Below are 18225 nucleotides of genomic sequence, written 5' to 3'. Positions count from 1 at the left end.
CTGTCTAATCTTGTAAGCTAAACTCTAATTCTTGATTGTAATTGGAGTTTTTTTGTTTATCAAAAGAGGATAGGCTTGACGGCAAGCCTTTTGGTAGCTCTTCTTGAATGCCCCACTTTTCTTTAAAAAAGGAGTTTTTTATGTTGAAAAAATGGCAATTAAAAGATGTTATCTTGCTTGCTTTCTTGTCTATCTTTTTTGGTGGCGTTTTTGTGGGTTCGGGCTATCTATTTGATATCCTCACCCTAATCTTGGCCCCTCTTGGTTTGCAGGCCTTTGCCAATGAAATCCTCTTTGGTCTCTGGTGTATGGCTGCGCCCATTGCGGCCATCTTTGTTCCAAGAGTCGGAAGTGCGACGATTGGAGAAGTGCTTGCTGCACTTGCTGAAGTTCTTTATGGTAGCCAATTCGGTCTAGGTGCTCTTTTGTCCGGCTTAGTTCAAGGTTTGGGAAGTGAATTTGGTTTTCTCGTAACCAAGAATCGCTATGAAAGTTGGCTCTCTCTAACTGCCAATAGTATTGGGATTACGCTTGTTAGCTTTGTCTATGAATACATTAAGTTAGGTTACTACGCCTTCTCCCTTCCTTTTGTCCTTTCCTTGCTTGTGGTTCGTTTTATTTCCGTCTTTTTCTTCTGTACCATCTTGGTTCGTGCCATTGTCAAACTCTACCATCAGTTTGCAGCTGGAGGAAAGGCGTAGATGGGGCTGGAACTACGGGGGATTCAGTCCCCAATCTTTTCGGAGCCGATTGATTTTACTTTTCATGCGCAAGCTTTTACCTTGTTAGTTGGGAGCAGTGGTTCAGGAAAATCCAGCCTTTTTCAAATCATTGCCCAGGTCACTTCCTTACCTTATAGTGGTCAAGTCCTGATAGATGGGAGGCTAGTCAGTCAGCTTTCAATCGTTGAACGTGTTCAGACGGTTGGCATTCTCTTTCAAAATCCCAATCATCAATTTACCATGGAGAACTTGTTTGAGGAACTGATTTTTACCTTGGAGAATATCGGCCATCCTGTTCAAGAGATTGATGCTAAAATAGCAGAGGTGATCCGGCAATGTCGTTGCGAGCCAATCTTGCACCGTCCCATTCATCACCTATCAGGTGGGGAAAAGCAAAAGGCTGCGCTAGCTGTCCTCTTTGCTATGAATCCTAGGGTCTATCTCTTGGATGAGCCCTTCGCTTCCATTGACCGCAAGAGCAGAATCGAGATATTGGAGATTCTAAAAGAGTTGGCTCTTGATGGGAAGACAGTCATCCTGTGTGACCATGATTTAACAGACTATGAAGCCTATATCGACCATATGGTGGAGCTAAGAGACGGTCAACTAAGAGAAGTGTTTCAAATCCCTTCCTCTGAGATGATACAGGTCGCTTCAAAGGAAGTTGCTTCTAGCCCAGAACTATTTCATATGGACCGTTTGACTTGTGAGCTGGATCATCGCCCCCTCTTTTCGATTGCGGATTTCACATTTTACCAAGGGATTTCCTGTATCTTGGGTGACAATGGTGTCGGGAAATCAACCTTCTTTCGGTCTATTCTTCAATTTCAAAAGTATAAAGGACGAATTACTTGGAAGGGTTCGGTTCTAAAAAAGAAAAAGAGTTTGTATAGTGACCTGACGGGTGTTGTTCAGGAAGCTGAGAAGCAGTTTATCAGAGCCAGTCTGCGAGAAGAGCTTCAATTAGATGGACCTGATTCTGAAAGAAATCAGCGGATACTCCAAGCTTTAGGATATTTTGATCTGGAGCAGGCACTCGATAAGAGTCCCTATCAATTAAGTGGTGGTCAGCAAAAGATTCTTCAGCTCTTGACCATCTTGACCAGCAAGTCTTCTGTGATTTTACTAGATGAACCTTTTGCTGGTTTGGATGATAGAGCTTGTAACTATTTTTGTCAGTGGATTGTGGAGGAGAGAAATCAGGGAAGAAGTTTTCTGATCATTAGCCATCGTTTAGATCCCTTGATCTCTGTGGTTGATTATTGGATTGAGATGACTAGTGAGGGTCTAAGCCATCTTCAAGACGTGACCATCAGCAAACCTCTCCCATCTCTGAATAATGATACTCTAGGGGAGGTGAGGTAGTATGATCAAAGTAGCAACCAAGACACCAGTTATCAGCCTCTTCTTTCTAATTCTATCCTTGGAAACATCCTTCATTCCTTCGATTGCTCTTAATCTTTCGGTAGCAGCATTTTGTATTCTCTTTATGCTCTATTACCGTCGATTTAAAGTATTGGCTTGGATGATTCTGCTCGCCATTTTGCCATCCTTGGCCAACTACTGGGCAGTTCAGTTACATGGAGATGCTTCGCAGGCAGTCATGCTTGGAACGAGGGCTTTTGTGACCGTTTGTATTGGTCTTGTCTTTGTTTCTAGTATTTCCCTAAAAGAGCTTCTCCTCTACTTGGCTCAAAAGGGGTTATCGCGTTCTTGGGCCTATGCCTTGATAGTTGTATTCAATGCCTTTCCCCTCATTCAGCAGGAAATCAAGTCCCTCAAGGAAGCTTGCCTATTACGTGGTCAAGAACTGCATGTTTGGTCGCCCTTGATTTACAGTAAGGTTCTGATGACAGTTTTTAGATGGCGCCATCTTTACTTGAGAGCTCTATCTGCGCACGGATATGACGAACATGCACAGTTGAAGAATAGCTATCGGATTTTTTATATTCCTAAAAAAACAAAATTAATCTACCTGCTTATCTTTTTATTGCTTCAAACCAGTTTATTTCTATAAAGGAGTTATTATGGAATTTACAGATATTGCTATGGAATTATCCAAGGAAGCTTGGCAGGCCTCCTTTCATCACCCTTTTGTTTTACAGTTGCAAGAGGGGAATTTAGAACCTTCTATTTTCCGCTATTACTTAATTCAGGATGCTTATTACCTGAAGTCTTTTTCAGAAGCTTATCACCTCTTGGCTGATAAGACTTCAAATGAGAAGATGAAAAGACTCTTGAAACAAAATGCCCAGAGTCTAGTGGATGGTGAGTTGTTTATCCGCCAACAATTTTTCAAGGAATTAGGAATCAGTGACCAGGAAATGGAGGAGCAACCGATTGCTCCAACCTGTTATCATTACATTTCTCACATTTATCGTCAATTTGAAGAAGCAAATCTAGCCATTGCTTTTGCTAGTTTGCTCCCATGTCCTTGGTTATACCATGATTTGGGCAAGGCACTGAATCGCAAACCATCCCCGAATCCTCTTTATCAACAGTGGATTGAAACCTATATCACCGATGAATTAGAACAGCAGATTAAAGAGGAAGAAGCACTGGTCAATCAGCTCTATCGAGAAAGCAATGAGACGGACAAACAAAAAATGCTAGAGGCCTTCCACCGAAGTGTCCACATGGAAGCCAAGTTTTGGGAGATGGCTTACCAACACCAAACCTGGACGAGTGATTTGCAGTCCTTAGAAAAAGAGAAGAAATAGAAAATGAGAAACCACCAACTTCAAGTTCACAAATTAACCATTTTATCCATGATGATTGCTCTTGACGTAGTTCTTACACCCATCTTTCGAATTGAAGGGATGGCACCGATGTCCAGTGTAGTCAACATTCTTGCAGGAATCTTGATGGGGCCTGTTTATGCCTTAGTCATGGCTACTGTCACAGCCTTTATCCGTATGTCTACTCAAGGCATTCCGCCTTTGGCCCTAACAGGAGCTACTTTTGGAGCCCTCCTTGCAGGTCTCTTTTATAAGTACGGTCGAAAATTTCACTATTCTGCCCTTGGAGAGATTCTGGGAACAGGGATTATCGGATCCATTGTTTCCTATCCTGTCATGGTTCTCTTTACGGGATCTGCGGCAAAGCTCAGCTGGTTTATCTATACTCCGCGATTTTTTGGAGCGACCTTGATTGGTACAGCCATAGCTTTCCTCGCCTTTCGATTTTTAATCAAGCAGGAATTCTTTAAAAAAGTACAAGGATATTTCTTTGGAGAAAGGATAGACTGATGCAGAAATTGACAAATCCTTTCCCTCTGGCAACCAGTTCCTTGATTCACTGCATTACCAATGAGATTTCTTGTGAGATGCTGGCTAATGGCATTTTGGCTCTGGGATGCAAACCAGTCATGGCAGATGACCCTTGTGAGGTTCTTGATTTTACTAAGCAAAGCCAGGCTCTTTTCATAAATTTGGGGCATTTGTCAGCCGAGAAGGAGAAAGCAATTCGTATGGCAGCTTCTTATGCAAACCAAGCTTGTCTCCCAATGGTGGTAGATGCGGTTGGCGTAGCGGCATCTCCCATTCGTAAGGGACTAGTTAGAGATCTTTTAGAATACAAGCCCACGGTCCTTAAAGGAAATATGTCGGAAATACGGAGTCTTGTTGGTTTAAAGCACCACGGAGTTGGGGTTGATGCTAGTGCTAAAGATCAAGAAACTGAGGATCTGCTTCAAGCCTTGAAGGACTGGTGTCAGCTTTATCCTGGTATGTCATTCTTAGTCACGGGTCCCAAGGACCTCATCGTTTCAGAAAATCAAGTTGCGTATTGAGGAATGGCTGTGCAGAATTGGACTGGATAACAGGGACAGGAGACTTGGTTGGTGCCTTGACAGCCGTTTTTCTCAGCCAAGGAAGGACTGCCTTTGAAGCTTCTTGCCTAGCGGTCTCTTATCTCAATATCTCTGCTGAGAAAATATTTGTTCAAGGAATGGGATTGGAAGATTTTCGTTACCAAGTTCTCAATCAACTCTCTCTCCTAAGAAGAGACGAAAATTGGCTAGAAGCCATCAAAGGAGACTTTTATGAATAGAAAAGTACTTAAACTGTATCTAGTAACCAATCGCTACCAAGATTCCTTGGAAAGCTTTCTTGAAAAAGTTGAGACAGCCTGCCGTTCAGGTGTTACCATCATCCAACTACGAGAAAAAAATCTCACCACCAATCAATACTATCAACTGGCAAAACAAGTCAAGGAAATTACAGATGCCTATCAGGTCCCCTTGATTATCGATGATCGTTTGGATGTTTGTCTAGCAGTCGATGCTGCAGGTTTGCATATTGGCGACGATGAACTACCAGTTTCGGTTGCCCGCAAAGTCTTGGGTCCTGAAAAGATCCTCGGTGTCACTGCTAAAACAGTTAAAAGAGCTCTCGAAGCAGAAACATCGGGTGCGGATTACTTGGGAACAGGAGCCATTTTCCCGACTACGACCAAAGAAAATGCTCCTATCACTCTGATTTCAACCTTGAAAACAATTTGCCAAACGGTCGCCATTCCAGTAGTTGCTATCGGAGGCTTGACGTCAGAGAATATTGACCAACTTATCGGCACGGGTATAGCTGGAGTAGCTGTCGTACGTGATTTGATGCAGGCAGAAGATATTGAGGCAAAAACACAAGCCTTTTTAACAAAGCTAGATGACATTGTTTCCTAATCAAAAACTCTCTAATTCCCTTAAAGTAGGAGCTAGAGAGTTTTTTTCTTAATCTTTAAAAGTTGTATGATTGACTGGCCCAGAACCATGTCCGAGTTGAGGAGCGTCTTGGATGGCTTTTGTGATAAAGGCCTTGGCCTTATCCACTGCCTGGTAAATACTTCTGCCCTTGGCTAGTTCAGCCGTAATCACAGCAGCAAAGGTACATCCGGTACCATGGGTGTGACAGGTTTGAATTCTTGGACTTTCCCAGACAAATTGCTCCTCCTTGGTAAAAAGGAAATCCTTGGCACCACCTTCCAGATGACCACCTTTGATAACAACGGACTGAGGACCAAATTCTTTTAAAATCAGGCGACCAGCACGCTGCATGTCTTCTGGGTCATGAATCGAAAAACCAACAATCTCTTCTGCTTCAGGAAGATTGGGAGTGATAATGGTTGCAAGGGGAAGCAGATTTGTTTTTAGGTAGTCTCTGGCACTGGAATCAATCAGGGTGTCCCCACTCGTAGCGACCATAACAGGGTCAAGCACATAGGGACAGTCTAGCTTTTTAAGGTAGGGTTGGATGATCTCCATGATCTCAGTAGTTGCCAACATCCCAGTTTTTACAGCCTGAGGCTTGATATCTGAAAAGACACTATCCAATTGAGCTTCCAGCATTTGGTTGGAGACGTGCTCTATTAGCTGAACGCCTCTGGTATTTTGAGCGACAAGACTGGTCACAACGGCCATTCCATAGACATCTCTAGCTTGGAATGACTTTAAATCAGCCATAATGCCAGCACCGCCACTAGGGTCAGTCCCTGCAATAGTTAGAGCAACGGGTAAATAAGTCATCTAAAACCTCCCAACCAACTGAAGTTTGTATTCTTAAGAACAAGCTAGTCTGTTTCAGGAAAGCAATAGAAGACCAGCTAGTCCTCATTATCATTTCCACTTCCATCAGCTAGCATTACCTAGATTGAGTCAAAGGGATCTAACAGTCGTTAATCTCAGCTTTACGCACCCCTAGTGGTTGTTTTCTTTTTTCTTCAGTATAGCATATTTTTATAGTTTATATAGTAAAATTTGACTGCAAATCTCTCGTTACATGATTAGAATTCTATTTTTCGAAAAAATAATAAAAATTATAGTTGACAAATGTAGATTTTGGAGGTATACTGATAATTGTAATTGACAAATGTAGATTTTGGAGGTGTGCTGATGCAGATTTCAGATGCAGAATGGCAGGTCATGAAGATTATTTGGATGCAGGGGGAGCAGACCAGTAGGGATTTGATCAGGGTTTTGGCGGAGCGGTTTGACTGGTCCAAGTCCACGGTTCAGACTCTTTTGGCTCGCTTAGTAGAGAAAGAGTGCCTGACTAGGAAAAAAGAGGGCAAGTCCTTTGTCTATTCAGCCCTTTTAACTTTAGACCAAAGCCGAGACCTGCTTGTCCGAGATATCAAGGACAAGGTTTGTTCTCGTAGGATGAAGCAGTTGGTGGCTGACTTGATTGCGGAATGTGATTTCACTCAGGCTGATTTGGCAGACTTGGAAGCTGTGATTTCTGAGAAAAAAGCTAGTGCAGTTGCTGAAGTAAAATGTAATTGTATGTAAAGGAGACGTCATGTTAAATAGTATTGTAACCATTGTTTGTATTGCCCTTATCGCGTTTATCTTGTTTTGGTTTTTTAAAAAGCCTGAAAAATCTGGACAAAAGGCCCAGCAAAAAAAGGGCTATCAAGAGATTCGAGTGGAAGTCATGGGAGGCTATACTCCTGAGTTGATTATCCTCAAGAAATCAGTGCCAGCACGTATTGTCTTTGACCGCAAGGATCCTTCACCCTGTCTGGACCAAATTGTTTTTCCAGACTTCGGTGTGCATGCTGACCTGCCAATGGGGGAAGAGTATGTAGTGGAAATCACGCCTGAGCAAGCTGGAGAGTTTGGCTTTGCTTGTGGTATGAACATGATGCACGGCAAGATGATTGTAGAGTAGGAGAACATTATGACAGAAATTGTGAAAGCAAGCCTGGAAAATGGCATTCAAAAAATCCATATCACAGCTGAAAAAGGATATCATCCAGCCCATATCCAGCTTCAGAAAGGGATTCCGGCGGAAATTACCTTTCACCGTGCCACCCCTTCAAACTGTTACAAGGAAATTCTTTTTGAAGAAGAAGGAATCTTGGAACCAATCGGAGTAGACGAGGAAAAGGTCATTCGTTTTACACCTCAAGAGTTGGGTGAGCATGAATTCTCATGTGGAATGAAAATGCAAAAGGGCAGTTATACAGTTGTTGAGAAGACTCGAAAATCTTTATCACTTTTACAGCGTTTTTGGATTACTAGTATCTTTACTGTGCCTCTTGTGATTCTCATGATTGGGATGTTGACAGGTAGTATCAGTCACCAAGTCATGCATTGGGGAACCTTTCTAGCCACAACGCCTATTATGTTAGTAGCAGGTGGTCCTTATATTCAGAGTGCTTGGGCCAGCTTTAAAAAACACAATGCCAACATGGATACCTTGGTTGCTTTGGGAACTCTAGTGGCCTATTTCTATAGTTTAGTTGCCCTCTTCGCTGGGCTCCCTGTCTACTTTGAAAGTGCTGGATTTATCCTCTTCTTCGTTCTTTTGGGGGCAGTTTTTGAAGAGAAAATGAGGAAAAATACTTCCCAAGCTGTGGAGAAACTACTGGATTTGCAGGCTAAAACAGCGGAAGTCTTGCGTGAGGATAGCTATGTTCAAGTCCCCTTGGACCAAGTCAAGGTAGGTGACCTGATTCGAGTGCGGCCCGGTGAAAAGATTGCAGTTGATGGGGTCGTAGTAGAAGGTGTCTCTAGTATTGACGAATCCATGGTGACAGGTGAGAGCTTGCCGGTAGACAAAACAGTTGGAGATACCGTCATTGGCTCCACCATCAATAATAGCGGAACGCTTGTTTTTAGGGCAGAAAAAGTTGGTTCAGAGACTGTTTTGGCACAGATTGTGGATTTTGTGAAGAAAGCCCAAACCAGTCGCGCACCGATTCAGGACTTGACGGATAAGATTTCAGGGATTTTTGTCCCAGCAGTTGTCATTTTAGGAATCGTGACCTTTTGGGTTTGGTTCGTCTTGCTCAGGGATAGTGTAGTCGTGCTTGGAGCTAGCTTTGTGTCTTCTCTTCTCTATGGAGTTGCGGTTTTGATTATTGCCTGCCCTTGTGCCTTGGGTCTTGCAACACCGACAGCTCTTATGGTAGGGACAGGACGCAGTGCCAAGATGGGGGTTCTTCTCAAAAATGGAACAGTCTTACAGGAAATTCAGAAAGTCCAAACTATTGTGTTTGATAAGACAGGGACTTTGACGGAAGGAAAACCAGTGGTCATAGATATCATTGGCGATGAGAATGAAGTACTTGGCTTGGCAGCTTCCTTAGAAGAATCCTCTCAACACCCATTGGCTCAAGCCATTGTCAAACGGGCGAGTGAAGCAGAACTTGAGCTTCAAACTGTTGAAAATTTCCAAGCCTTGCATGGAAAAGGTGTTTCAGGGCAAATAGCTGGAAAACAAGTTCTGCTTGGAAATGCTAAAATGCTGGATAGTATGGATATTTCTAGCGCTTATCAAGAAAAACTAGAAGAACTAGAAAAAGAAGCTAAGACAGTTGTTTTCTTGGCTGTGGACAATGAAATCAAAGGTTTGCTTGCTTTGCAAGACATTCCCAAGGGAAATGCCAAGCTGGCCATCAGTCAGTTGAAAAAACGTGGTCTTAAAACAGTCATGCTGACAGGAGACAATGCAGGTGTGGCGCGTGCTATTGCCGATCAGATTGGTATTGAAGAGGTCATTGCAGGTGTTTTGCCAGAAGAAAAAGCCCATGAAATCCATAAACTACAAGAGTCTGGCAAAGTAGCCTTTGTTGGGGATGGTATTAATGATGCGCCAGCCCTCAGTGTAGCAGATGTGGGAATTGCCATGGGTGCTGGAACCGATATCGCCATCGAGTCAGCAGATTTGGTGTTAACAACCAATAACCTCCTAGGAGTGGTTCGTGCCTTTGACATGAGTAAGAAAACCTTTAACCGTATTCTGCTCAATCTTTTCTGGGCCTTTATCTACAATGTCGTCGGCATTCCGATAGCAGCAGGAGTTTTTTCAGGTGTTGGACTGGCCCTCAATCCAGAACTGGCAGGTCTTGCCATGGCCTTTAGTTCTGTATCCGTTCTGACCAGTTCACTCATGCTAAACTTTAGTAAAATAGACTAAAAGCGAGCTTGCTCGCTTTTTATACTCTTCGAAAATCTCTTCAAACCACGTCAGCGTCGCCTTACCGTACTCAAGTACAGCCTGCGGCTAGCTTCCTAGTTTGCTCTTTGATTTTCATTGAGTATTATTATAAAACAGAAACTAAAAACGTTTTCAAACTGTACTGTAATAGATAATAAAAATTTCTGAGCACATTCTTAGGAGACCCAAAACAAATGTGGTAAAGTAGTAGAGTAAAAATTTGCTGAAACGTTTCCAAATAATATATGAAAACGGATGAATCAAGTTTTAAAAATAATTGAAGGAGAGTTATCATTATGACTCAAGGGAAAATTACTGCATCTGCAGCAATGCTTAATGTATTGAAAACATGGGGCGTAGACACAATCTACGGTATCCCATCAGGAACACTCAGCTCATTGATGGACGCTTTGGCTGAAGACAAAGATATCCGCTTCTTGCAAGTTCGTCACGAAGAAACAGGTGCTCTTGCAGCAGTCATGCAAGCTAAATTCGGCGGCTCAATCGGGGTTGCAGTTGGTTCAGGTGGTCCAGGTGCGACTCACTTGATTAACGGTGTTTACGATGCAGCTATGGATAACACTCCATTCCTTGCTATCCTTGGATCACGTCCAGTTAACGAACTCAACATGGATGCCTTCCAAGAATTGAACCAAAACCCAATGTACAACGGTATCGCTGTTTACAACAAACGTGTCGCTTACGCTGAGCAGTTGCCAAAAGTAATCGACGAAGCTTGCCGCGCTGCAGTTTCTAAAAAAGGTCCAGCTGTTGTTGAAATCCCAGTAAACTTCGGTTTCCAAGAAATCGATGAAAACTCATACTACGGTTCAGGTTCGTACGAACGTTCATTCATCGCTCCTGCCTTGAACGAAGTTGAAATTGACAAAGCAGTTGAAATCCTGAACAATGCTGAACGTCCAGTTATCTATGCTGGTTACGGTGGTGTTAAAGCAGGTGAAGTGATTACTGAATTGTCACGTAAAATCAAAGCACCAATCATCACAACTGGTAAAAACTTTGAAGCTTTTGAATGGAACTATGAAGGTTTGACAGGTTCTGCTTACCGTGTTGGTTGGAAACCAGCCAACGAAGTGGTCTTTGAAGCAGACACAGTTCTTTTCCTTGGTTCAAACTTCCCATTTGCTGAAGTTTACGAAGCCTTCAAGAACACTGAAAAATTCATCCAAGTCGATATCGACCCTTACAAACTTGGTAAACGTCATGCCCTTGATGCTTCTATTCTTGGTGATGCAGGTCAAGCAGCACAAGCCCTTCTTGACAAAGTGAACCCAGTTGAATCTACTCCATGGTGGCGTGCAAACGTTAAGAACAACCAAAACTGGCGTGATTACATGAACAAACTCGAAGGTAAAACTGAGGGTGAATTGCAATTGTACCAAGTTTACAATGCAATCAACAAACATGCTGATCAAGACGCTATCTACTCAATCGACGTAGGTGACACTACTCAAACATCTACTCGTCACCTTCACATGACACCTAAGAACATGTGGCGTACATCTCCACTCTTTGCGACAATGGGTATTGCCCTTCCTGGTGGTATCGCTGCTAAGAAAGACAATCCAGATCGCCAAGTATGGAACATCATGGGTGACGGTGCATTCAACATGTGCTACCCAGACGTTATCACAAACGTTCAATACGATCTTCCAGTTATCAACGTTGTCTTCTCAAATGGTAAATATGCCTTCATCAAGGACAAATACGAAGACACAAACAAACACTTGTTTGGTTGTGACTTCCCTAATGCTGACTATGCGAAAATCGCTGAAGCACAAGGTGCTGTAGGGTTTACAGTAGACCGTATCGAAGACATCGATGCAGTTGTTGCAGAAGCTGTGAAACTCAACAAAGAAGGTAAAACTGTTGTTATCGATGCTCGCATCACGCAACACCGTCCACTTCCAGTAGAAGTACTTGAACTCGATCCAAAACTTCATTCAGAAGAAGCCATCAAAGCCTTCAAGGAAAAATACGAAGCAGAAGAGCTTGTACCATTCCGCCTCTTCTTGGAAGAAGAAGGATTGCAATCACGCGCAATCAAATAATTTCTCTCATCGAAAATCAAAAGTAAACATTGAAGATTTTATTCTTTGATTTTCAAGAGTCGAACTTGAAAAGATCGGAGTAATCCGGTCTTTTTCTGGAGGATAGTAAATGAATTTAAATCAATTAGATATTATCGTTTCAGATGTTCCTCAAGTCTGTGCTGACTTGGAGCGTATTTTGAATAAAAAAGCCGATTATGTTGATGACAGTTTTGCTCAGTTCACGATTGGCAGTCATTGTCTTATGTTGTCAGAGAAACATTTGATTTCTTTGGAAAACTTTCAGTCAGGAATCATTCTTCACATTGAGGTTGAGGATGTAGAGCAGAACTACAAACGGTTGAAAGAGCTTGGTGCCGACATTTTACACGGTCCGGCTGTAACTGATTGGGGAACGGAATCGCTACTAGTTAAAGGCCCTGCTGGTCTAGTGATTGATTTTTATCGTATGAAGTAGGGCGCGTAGTCATTTGACGTTAACCTTAGCTATTTTTAAAACAGAAATTGAGAATGTGAATTATTAAAAGATCGGAGCAATCCGGTCTTTTTCTTATCACAAGATTGTGATAGTTTACATCTTCATAACAAAAGCTTCAAAGTCTTGATTGTTTTGAAGAAAGATTATAAAATATGATTCATAAAAATGAAAGAGGTTTTGAAAATGTCTGAAAAACAAATGAAAATTTTGGGTTGGGTAGCGACCTTCATGTCTGTTATGATGTATGTCTCTTACTTCCCACAAATCATGAACAACCTGGCTGGTCAAAAAGGCAACTTCATCCAACCCTTAGTCGCAGCCATCAACTGTAGTCTATGGGTTTATTACGGTCTTTTCAAGAAAGAAAGAGATATTCCCCTCGCGGCTGCTAATGCACCAGGTATCGTTTTTGGTCTGGTAACGGCTATCACAGCTTTGATTTAAAAAGAAGACTGGTTTCAGTCTTTTTTTCGTATATATAAAAGTAAGTTTAGTGCTATCATTATCCAGAAAGTTCAAAACCTTTTGCCTTCTTTTTAGTATAATAGAAGTAATAAATCAATCGAGGTAAAGTGATGACAGAAATACTACAATTTCCAGAAGGCTTTCTCTGGGGTGGTGCAACGGCGGCTAATCAATGTGAGGGTGCTTATAATCAAGACGGTCGTGGTCTTGCTAATGTGGATGTGGTACCGATTGGTCCAGACCGTGAGGCCATTATTACAGGTCAGAAAAAGATGTTTTCGTTTGAGGAGGGCTATTTTTACCCAGCAAAGGAAGCCATTGATATGTACCATCATTACAAGGAAGATATTGCGCTTTTTGCAGAAATGGGCTTTAAAACCTATCGACTTTCCATCGCTTGGACTCGGATTTTTCCTAAGGGAGATGAAGCAGAGCCAAATGAAGCTGGTCTAGCCTTTTATGAGGATTTGTTTAAGGAGTGCCACAAGCATGGGATCGAGCCACTGGTGACCATCACGCATTTCGATTGCCCCATGCACTTAATCAGGGAGTACGGTGGTTGGCGCAACCGTCGCATGTTGGACTTTTACGCAAATCTCTGTCGCACCCTCTTTACCCGTTACAAGGGCTTGGTCAAGTACTGGCTCACCTTCAACGAAATCAATATGATTCTGCATGCCCCCTTTTTAGGAGCTGGGATCTGTTTTGAAGAGGGGGAAAATCAAGAGCAAGTCAAATACCAAGCAGCCCACCATGAGTTAGTAGCCTCGGCTATGGCGACTAAAATTGCTCACGAAATTGATCCAGAAAACAAGGTGGGATGTATGTTGGCAGCAGGGCAATATTATCCTAACACTGCCCATCCGAGAGACTACTGGGCAGCCATGGAAGAAGACCGTAAGAGTTACTTTTTCATTGATGTTCAAGCGCGTGGGGAATACCCAAACTATGCCAAGAAGCAGTGGGAGCGTGAGGAAATTAAGATTGAAATGACGGCAGAGGATTTGGACTTGTTGAAGAATCACACTGTTGATTTTGTTTCTTTCTCTTATTATGCGAGTCGAGTGGCTTCAGGCGATCCAGAAATGACGGATCTGACAGCTGGAAATGTCTTTACCTCTATCAAAAATCCCTATCTGGAATCCTCAGAATGGGGTTGGCAGATTGACCCACTGGGGCTTCGTATCACCCTCAATGCCATCTGGGATCGTTATCAAAAGCCTATGTTCATCGTAGAAAATGGCCTCGGTGCTATGGACACGCCAGATGAAAATGGCTACGTAGCAGATGACTATCGGATTGCTTACTTAGAGGCCCATATCAAGGCTATGCGAGATGCTATTTACCAAGATGGCGTTGAATTGCTTGGTTATACGACTTGGGGTTGTATAGATCTGGTTTCAGCTGGAACAGGCGAGATGAACAAGCGCTATGGTTTTATCTATGTGGATCGTGATAATGCAGGTCAAGGAAGTCTCAAACGGAGCAAGAAGAAATCCTTCTACTGGTACAAGGATGTCATTGCCAGCAATGGTGCAAGTATTAAGTAGAGCACATTTGTTCACTATTTTTATAAAATCTTCTCCCTACTTTATAAGATGTGAAAAAGAGTTCAATTAGATCAAGCTTTTTGCTATAATGAGGGGAGAAAAATAGACAGGAGATCAAGATGTCAGAACCATTATTTTTACAATCAGTTATGCAAGAAAAAATCTGGGGTGGAACCAAGCTACGTGATGAGTTTGGCTACGACATCCCGAGTGAAAAAATAGGAGAATACTGGGCTATTTCAGCCCACCCAAATGGTGTTTCTAAAGTTGCCAATGGTCGTTTTGAGGGAACAGACCTAGCTACTTTATATGCGGAACACCGTGAGTTGTTTGGCAATCGTCCAGAACCTGTATTTCCACTGTTGACTAAGATTCTAGATGCCAACGACTGGCTCAGTGTTCAAGTTCACCCAGACGATGCCTATGGACTAGAGCATGAAGGCGAGCTCGGAAAAACAGAGTGCTGGTACATCATCGCTGCGGATGAAGGTTCAGAGATTATCTACGGTCACAATGCCAAATCAAAAGAAGAACTCCGCCAGCAAATCGAGGACAAAAACTGGGATGCGCTGTTGACAAAAGTACCAGTTAAAGCTGGAGATTTCTTCTATGTACCAAGTGGTACCATGCACGCTATCGGGGCGGGTATCTTGATTCTTGAAACCCAGCAGTCTAGTGACACTACCTACCGTGTCTATGACTTTGACCGCAAGGACGACAAGGGCAACTTGCGTGAACTTCACCTTGAAAAATCCATTGATGTTCTAAATATTGGGGAGCCTGCTAATAGCCGACCTGTGACTGTCAAAGCTGATGACCTGCGTTCTACACTCCTCGTTTCCAGCGAGTTCTTCGCAGTTTACAAGTGGGAAATCACTGGCAAAGTTGACTTTGAAAAGACAGCTGACTACAGCCTGTTCAGTGTCTTAGCTGGTCAAGGCCAACTAACTGTTGACGGGAAAAACTATCCAATCCAAAAAGGCAGCCACTTTATCCTACCAAGTGATGTCGAAGCTTGGACCTTGGAAGGTCAAGGTTTGGAATTGATTGTTAGTCATCCATAAAAAAGAAAGGGCCTGAGTTTACTACTCAAGTCCTTTTTAATTACATAAATTGGGCGATGAAAACCACAATGATGATGATTGGAATGATGAAACGAAGAAGGAAGAGCCAGACTTGGAAAAGTCCCTGTTTCCATGCTCTTTCATCGAGATGGAGTTCCTCCATAGCAAGAGCCTTTTTAAAGATATAGCCAGTAAAAAGTGACAGACAGAGGGCTCCAAATGGCATGAGGAGATTGGAAACCAAGAAGTCCATAGCGTCAAAGAAGGTCTTCCCAAAGATGTGGACATCCGACATAACACCGTAAGAAAGGGCTGAAGGAATACCAAAGATAAAGGTCAAGATCCCTAAAATAGCACTCCATTTAGCGCGCTTACTGTTGTCCTGATTGGTGATATTGCCCACATTGATTTCCAGCATCACGACAGAAGAAGTAACCGTCGCAAAGAGGAAGAGCAAGAGGAAGAGGATGTAGAAAATGGTTCCCAAAGGCATCTTGTCAAAGAGTTGAGGCAAGACGATGAAAAGGAGGCTTGGTCCCCCTTCAGACTGGATATTGAAGGCTGACATGGCTGGGAAAATGGCTAGTCCAGCCATGATGGATACTGAGATATTCATGGCTACGATGGAAATCCCTGACTGGACCAGATTGGTTTTCTTGTCTAAGTAAGAAGCATAGGTCAGCATGGCTGTAACCCCTAGTGAGAGGGCAAAGAAAGATTGTCCCAGAGCATAAAGGAGACCAGCGCTAGTTAGTTTTGAAAAGTCTGGTTTGAGGAAGTAGAGAACCCCTTCCATGGCGTTTGGCAAGCTGAGAGAGCGCCCGATGATGACGACAAAGATGATAAAGAGTAGCGGCATCATGACTTTTGAGGCTTTTTCAATCCCTTTTTGAACCCCACGTGATACAATAAAGATATTCAACAAGATAAAGGTAGCTTGTGCGCCAAGGGCAATGGCTGGATTTGAAATGATTGAAGTAAACAACTGAGCATAATCACCCGTTCCACCAAGTTGGAACAATTTCCTAAACTCAATACCCAGATAGACTAGAATCCATCCTCCGATGACACTGTAAAAGGAGAGAAGGATAAAGAGGGCAAAGGCACCAATCCAACCGATAAAGTTGTACTTGTTATTGTTGCCAAGTTTTCCAAAGGTTTTGATAGCGGAAACGCCAGCACTACGGCCAAGGGCAAATTCAGCCAGCAGGAGCGGGAAACCGATTAAAATAGTGGAAATGAGAAAGACTAGTAAAAAGCCACCACCGCCATTAGCAGCAGTCATGTAGGGAAACTTCCAAACGGCACCAAGCCCGATGGCTGAACCAGCAGATGCTAGAATAAAGCCTAGTTTCGAGCCCCATTGCGATTTTTCTGACATAGTTGAAACTCCAATCTCCTTTTTTAAAATAAGAAAAGGCTACTTGAGTTGTCAAATAGCCTTCTCTCAATGGCTCTTTATGAGCCTTCTGTTTGATTGATAGACTTGACTATCCTATCATGTTTTCTAAGGTCTGTCAAGAAAACCATTTTCAAGTTTTCACACCTTTCTCAAAAAGTTAAAAATTTTTCTCAAAAACACTTGACTCTGACCTAGGGGGAGGGGTTATACTATTTCTTGTAAGGAGGAAATCATGTACCATATAAAAGAAGCTGCGCAGCTTTCAGGTGTCTCTGTTAAGACCCTGCATCACTACGATAAGATAGGGCTCTTGGTTCCGTTGAAGTCGGAAAATGGCTATCGAACCTACAGTCAAGAGGATTTGGAACGCCTTCAGGTTATTCTGTATTACAAATATCTAGGTTTTTCTTTAGAAAAAATAGCAGAGCTGTTAAAGGAAGAAAGGACAGATTTATTGCCTCATTTGACTAGGCAGTTGGACTATCTAACTCGAGAAAGGCAACATCTGGATACCTTGATTTCCACCTTGCAAAAAACCATTCAAGAACAAAAAGGAGAAAGAGAAATGAGTATTCAAGAGAAATTTGCTGGATTTAACTACCAAGACCATCAAAAATACCACCAAGAGGCGGTAGAGAAATATGGACAGGAAGTCATGGGCCAAGCGCTTGAACGCCAAAAAGGTCGCGAAGAAGAGGCCACAGCCGCCTTCAATCAAGTTTTTCAAACTTTAGCTCAAAACCTTAAAAATGGACTAGCTACAACAGCAGCCGAAAACCAGGAAGAGGCAGCTAAACTATTGCAAGCCCTTCGTACTTATGGATTTGACTGCTCTATTGAAGTATTTGGCCATATCGGCAAAGGATACGTCTATAACCCAGAGTTTAAGGAAAACATTGACAAATTTGGACCTGGAACAGCCCAGTACACATCAGATGTCATTGCGGCTTACGTTCAGACACAGACAAAATAAAAATCAGCGGAGTTACCTCTGCTGATTTTTTCTGGTTTCAAGTACTATTTGGTTAATAGTTTTTCAACTACGTTTAACTTTCGCATGGTCAGAACCACGCCAAACAATTTTTCAAGATAGTTGGTATTGAGCTTTTTTTGTTTTGCAGTTCTAGGAAGATAGAGGTAGAGACAGTAATCGCCTACACAGATTTCTTCCTCGCCGTAGTCAGTTTTCAATTTTTCTAGTGGCAGACTTTGGATAAGTCCTTGATAAAGAATTACATGCACACGATCATGAAGATAGTCTTCTTTAAATGGATTCTCATGAACAATCTTTTCAAAATCGTTCTTATTCTTGATAACCATTTTTAAGTCGGCCCCAATTTTTTCCTTTATCAAAGTATGAACGCGTTCTCGTATTTCTTCTAAATCTGAGTCACTCTCAAGAATGATATTCCCACTTTGAATATAGGTTCGAACGTGTTGAAAACCAGCTTCTGTCAAAATATCTACCAAATAAGACATTTTCGGGATAGCATTTTTTCCATTAGGAGTAACGCCTCTTAGTAAAATAATATGTTCCAA

18 protein-coding genes, 1 pseudogene and 1 riboswitch are annotated in these 18225 nt (G+C 42.4%); of the genes and pseudogenes, 16 read left to right on the top strand and 3 right to left on the bottom strand.

The window, feature by feature from the left end; all coding sequences use genetic code 11:
- Positions 1 to 140 precede the first annotated feature (140 nt).
- The 7 genes and pseudogenes from EKB01_RS07300 to thiE all read left to right on the top strand — a co-directional run bounded on the left by EKB01_RS07300 (position 141) and on the right by thiE (position 5397).
- On the top strand, positions 141 to 701 hold the full coding sequence (locus EKB01_RS07300; protein WP_038805710.1) for an ECF transporter S component: 561 nt from the start codon (positions 141 to 143) through the stop codon (positions 699 to 701).
- Positions 702 to 2087 carry an ABC transporter ATP-binding protein gene (locus EKB01_RS07295; RefSeq protein ID WP_167266325.1) on the top strand — a complete coding sequence of 462 codons (1386 nt, stop codon included), beginning with the start codon at positions 702 to 704 and terminating at the stop codon, positions 2085 to 2087. It abuts the gene before it with no gap.
- Position 2088: 1 nt separating this feature from the next.
- Positions 2089 to 2739, top strand: coding sequence for an energy-coupling factor transporter transmembrane component T (locus tag EKB01_RS07290; RefSeq protein ID WP_167266322.1), 651 nt, complete (start codon positions 2089 to 2091; stop codon positions 2737 to 2739).
- A 10-nt stretch (positions 2740 to 2749) separates the two neighbouring features.
- Positions 2750 to 3442 (top strand): thiaminase II, encoded by a 693-nt coding sequence (gene tenA, locus EKB01_RS07285; protein ID WP_045617466.1) that lies wholly within the window; start codon positions 2750 to 2752, stop codon positions 3440 to 3442.
- A gap of 3 nt (positions 3443 to 3445) precedes the next feature.
- Positions 3446 to 3970, top strand: coding sequence for an energy coupling factor transporter S component ThiW (thiW, locus tag EKB01_RS07280; protein WP_001244055.1), 525 nt, complete (start codon positions 3446 to 3448; stop codon positions 3968 to 3970).
- Positions 3970 to 4772: pseudogene (locus EKB01_RS07275) on the top strand (hydroxyethylthiazole kinase). The gene thiW and the pseudogene EKB01_RS07275 overlap by 1 nt, the downstream one beginning before the upstream one ends.
- On the top strand, positions 4765 to 5397 hold the full coding sequence (gene thiE / locus EKB01_RS07270) for a thiamine phosphate synthase (RefSeq protein WP_045617465.1): 633 nt from the start codon (positions 4765 to 4767) through the stop codon (positions 5395 to 5397). The pseudogene EKB01_RS07275 and the gene thiE overlap by 8 nt, the downstream one beginning before the upstream one ends.
- A 48-nt stretch (positions 5398 to 5445) precedes the next feature.
- Here the strand turns inward: thiE and thiD are convergent, their stop codons facing one another.
- Positions 5446 to 6237, bottom strand: coding sequence for a bifunctional hydroxymethylpyrimidine kinase/phosphomethylpyrimidine kinase (gene thiD, locus EKB01_RS07265; protein ID WP_000221719.1), 792 nt, complete (start codon positions 6235 to 6237; stop codon positions 5446 to 5448).
- 84 nt (positions 6238 to 6321) lie between these two features.
- Positions 6322 to 6420, bottom strand: a riboswitch (TPP riboswitch).
- Positions 6421 to 6603: 183 nt separating this feature from the next.
- Here thiD and EKB01_RS07260 point away from each other — a divergent pair.
- The 8 genes from EKB01_RS07260 (at position 6604) to manA (ending at position 15284) form a co-directional block, all read left to right on the top strand.
- A complete protein-coding gene (locus EKB01_RS07260) occupies positions 6604 to 6999 on the top strand; it encodes a CopY/TcrY family copper transport repressor (RefSeq protein WP_001167184.1) in 396 nt (131 codons plus the stop codon).
- Between the two features lie 10 nt (positions 7000 to 7009).
- A complete protein-coding gene (locus EKB01_RS07255; protein ID WP_000935075.1) occupies positions 7010 to 7381 on the top strand; it encodes a cupredoxin domain-containing protein in 372 nt (123 codons plus the stop codon).
- 9 nt (positions 7382 to 7390) lie between these two features.
- Positions 7391 to 9634 (top strand): heavy metal translocating P-type ATPase, encoded by a 2244-nt coding sequence (locus EKB01_RS07250; RefSeq protein WP_167266319.1) that lies wholly within the window; start codon positions 7391 to 7393, stop codon positions 9632 to 9634.
- 317 nt (positions 9635 to 9951) lie between these two features.
- Complete coding sequence (gene spxB, locus EKB01_RS07245; RefSeq protein WP_167266316.1) at positions 9952 to 11727, top strand: pyruvate oxidase; 1776 nt, start codon at positions 9952 to 9954, stop codon at positions 11725 to 11727.
- A 109-nt stretch (positions 11728 to 11836) separates the two neighbouring features.
- Positions 11837 to 12184, top strand: a complete 348-nt coding sequence (locus EKB01_RS07240) for a VOC family protein (RefSeq protein WP_167266313.1) — start codon at positions 11837 to 11839, stop codon at positions 12182 to 12184.
- Positions 12185 to 12388: 204 nt separating this feature from the next.
- The gene (locus EKB01_RS07235) at positions 12389 to 12649 is read left to right on the top strand and encodes a SemiSWEET family transporter (RefSeq protein WP_001291473.1); all 261 of its coding nucleotides are present in this window, start codon (positions 12389 to 12391) and stop codon (positions 12647 to 12649) included.
- Positions 12650 to 12780: 131 nt separating this feature from the next.
- A complete protein-coding gene (locus tag EKB01_RS07230; protein WP_167266310.1) occupies positions 12781 to 14220 on the top strand; it encodes a 6-phospho-beta-glucosidase in 1440 nt (479 codons plus the stop codon).
- Between the two features lie 119 nt (positions 14221 to 14339).
- Positions 14340 to 15284, top strand: a complete 945-nt coding sequence (gene manA / locus EKB01_RS07225; RefSeq protein WP_009729946.1) for a mannose-6-phosphate isomerase, class I — start codon at positions 14340 to 14342, stop codon at positions 15282 to 15284.
- Between the two features lie 40 nt (positions 15285 to 15324).
- Here manA and EKB01_RS07220 read toward each other — a convergent pair whose 3' ends face one another.
- On the bottom strand, positions 15325 to 16665 hold the full coding sequence (locus EKB01_RS07220) for a sodium-dependent transporter (protein ID WP_208288075.1): 1341 nt from the start codon (positions 16663 to 16665) through the stop codon (positions 15325 to 15327).
- 253 nt (positions 16666 to 16918) lie between these two features.
- Between EKB01_RS07220 and EKB01_RS07215 the strand changes: the two genes are divergently transcribed.
- Positions 16919 to 17659 carry a MerR family transcriptional regulator gene (locus EKB01_RS07215; protein ID WP_167266308.1) on the top strand — a complete coding sequence of 247 codons (741 nt, stop codon included), beginning with the start codon at positions 16919 to 16921 and terminating at the stop codon, positions 17657 to 17659.
- Between the two features lie 44 nt (positions 17660 to 17703).
- Here EKB01_RS07215 and EKB01_RS07210 read toward each other — a convergent pair whose 3' ends face one another.
- Entirely contained in the window at positions 17704 to 18225 is a 522-nt protein-coding gene (locus tag EKB01_RS07210) for a DUF1697 domain-containing protein (RefSeq protein WP_042767777.1), read from the bottom strand.

This window comes from Streptococcus sp. CCUG 71758, from assembly GCF_011714815.1.
GTDB lineage: Bacteria > Bacillota > Bacilli > Lactobacillales > Streptococcaceae > Streptococcus > Streptococcus halitosis.
Note: the sequence above shows the minus strand (reverse complement) of the source record. Positions and strands in the feature narration are given on the sequence as shown.